General features: G+C 62.8%; 3 protein-coding genes. 2 read left to right on the forward strand and 1 reads right to left on the reverse strand.

Features of this window, described 5'->3' with window-relative positions; translation table 11 throughout:
* Together WBF82_RS11995 and WBF82_RS12000 are read left to right on the forward strand one after the other, a co-directional pair.
* Positions 1 to 488 (forward strand): DUF732 domain-containing protein (locus WBF82_RS11995; RefSeq protein ID WP_424383247.1); only part of this gene is annotated, 488 nt, incomplete at its 5' end.
* Positions 489 to 612: 124 nt separating this feature from the next.
* On the forward strand, positions 613 to 837 hold the full coding sequence (locus tag WBF82_RS12000) for a hypothetical protein (RefSeq protein WP_424383248.1): 225 nt from the start codon (positions 613 to 615) through the stop codon (positions 835 to 837).
* Positions 838 to 909: 72 nt separating this feature from the next.
* Here WBF82_RS12000 and WBF82_RS12005 read toward each other — a convergent pair whose 3' ends face one another.
* A complete protein-coding gene (locus tag WBF82_RS12005; protein WP_424383249.1) occupies positions 910 to 1,641 on the reverse strand; it encodes a PE-PPE domain-containing protein in 732 nt (243 codons plus the stop codon).
* Positions 1,642 to 1,802 lie beyond the last annotated feature (161 nt).

The following is a 1,802-nucleotide window of genomic DNA, read 5'->3' on the forward strand; positions in this document are numbered from 1 at the left end:
ACGGCGAAGATGTCGGATGGCGAAGCGGCGATCTTGCGTTGGACTTCGATTTTCTCGGCCACGATCTGATCTTGACAGCATTCCGGGGCGGGTGGGTGCGATACGACAACGGCGCCCAGGTGAGCAATGATGGGCGCATGCGACGTCTGCTGGTGCTGTTCGGCGTCGCCGCCGCAGTGGGATTGGGCGCGCCCGCGCATGCCGACCCCGGCGTCGACGCGAGCTTCCTGGACGCGCTAACCAAAGCCGGCATCACGTTTAGCAACGGACCGAGCGCGATCAGCGCCGGCAAGACCGCGTGCGCGATGATGAGCCATGGCCAGCCGGAACTCGACGTCGTCCAGCATGTAAGCGAGCAGAATCCGGGAATCAGTACGACCAGCGCCGCGAAATTCACTGCGATCGCGGCCAGCGCATACTGCCCGCAATATCTGCAGCGCGCTAGCGAGAGCACCGAGCCGCCACCACCGAGTGGGCCGCGCGAGTAGCGACGTTGTCGCACAACCACTTACAGCATCGGCAGCATGCCGGAGCTGAAGTTGGCAGCCCATGCCAGATGGATCATGTCGACGAAGACCACGGCGAGGCCGTCCGGCGTGCGAGACTCCCCAAATGGCATTCACGGTTGTGATCAGCACTGGCCATTTCGTCGACTACGGCGACAAGGACACCTACGCCGTCAACGAAAGCGGCGTCCTCACCGTCACCATCGGCGCGAGCAATAGGGTCAACACGCAGATTTACTCTCCGATCGGCTGGCTGGAGGTAGTCGAGACCACCGCGGGCACTGAAGTACACGCAACGCGCATGGTCATCGGCCACAAGCCGCGTTCCTGATTCCTCGGCCCCAGCCTCAGGCGTCTCTCAGGTTTTTCTCAGGAGACCGGCCGCGGCTGGCCGGGCGGCCGCCTAAGTACCTGCGGCCACCGCACTGATCAGCGCTTCCCACAGCTCGGTGGTGGTCAGCGTTGGGATGTCGTAGACGGTTGTCATTCCGTCGACTACCTGTGTGGCCGAGTCGATTTCGGCTGGCGTCAACCCGAGGTAGGCCTCATGGAGTTCCATCCCGAGCATGACGTCCTGCCAAGTTGTGCCTAAGGTGCCGGGTTCCGCGTAGAAGTCGCCGTGGATGTTGTACACCTCGGTCGGGTACAGGTGGTCGGGCACGCCGTTGGGGTTGGCGCCGAGCATCACGAAACGTAAAGCGTCGGTGGGGATTTTGTCGGCGACGAGTTGCTGTTCGGCGAGGGAGGCGATGGCGCTGCTTTGTGAGTAGGTGAAAATCGTCAGCGGGTCGCTGCACACGCCCGAGGCGTTGCAGCCCATGTCGCCGGCGTTGTAGTCGGCCACGATCGCGTTGATGAGGATGTGCTCGCCCTGCGCGACGCTCGTGGCGAAGTTGTTGGTTTCCGGAGTGGTCAGCGCCAGCGTGGTCGCGGTGGTGCCGTCGTACCCGTTCGGGTCGAGGTACAGGTTTTCCGCGTCGCCGATGTAGGCGGCATCCGGTGTCGGTATGCCGGTGGCGCCCAGGATTAATGCGTCGTCTGAGCCGGACAGGAAGTTGCTGGTGTCGGCGTTAGCTGCACCGGCCAACGCCACCGCCGCGCCGCACAGCGCGGCGCCGAGAATCACTTTCTTCATAGGTGCTCCCCTTGTTCTCAAGATCACAGATGATTCGCCGAGCTGGTGTGCGGCAGCTAACTACGTTGTCGAACATGTCCCCCGACACGTGTCGATCGCCGCTATTGCACTGGCGTCCGACGAGCTGAATGATCTCAGGTTCCGTTAAGGTTGTCCTCGGA

The sequence above is a fragment of the Mycobacterium sp. genome (assembly GCF_049673265.1).
Lineage (GTDB): Bacteria > Actinomycetota > Actinomycetes > Mycobacteriales > Mycobacteriaceae > Mycobacterium.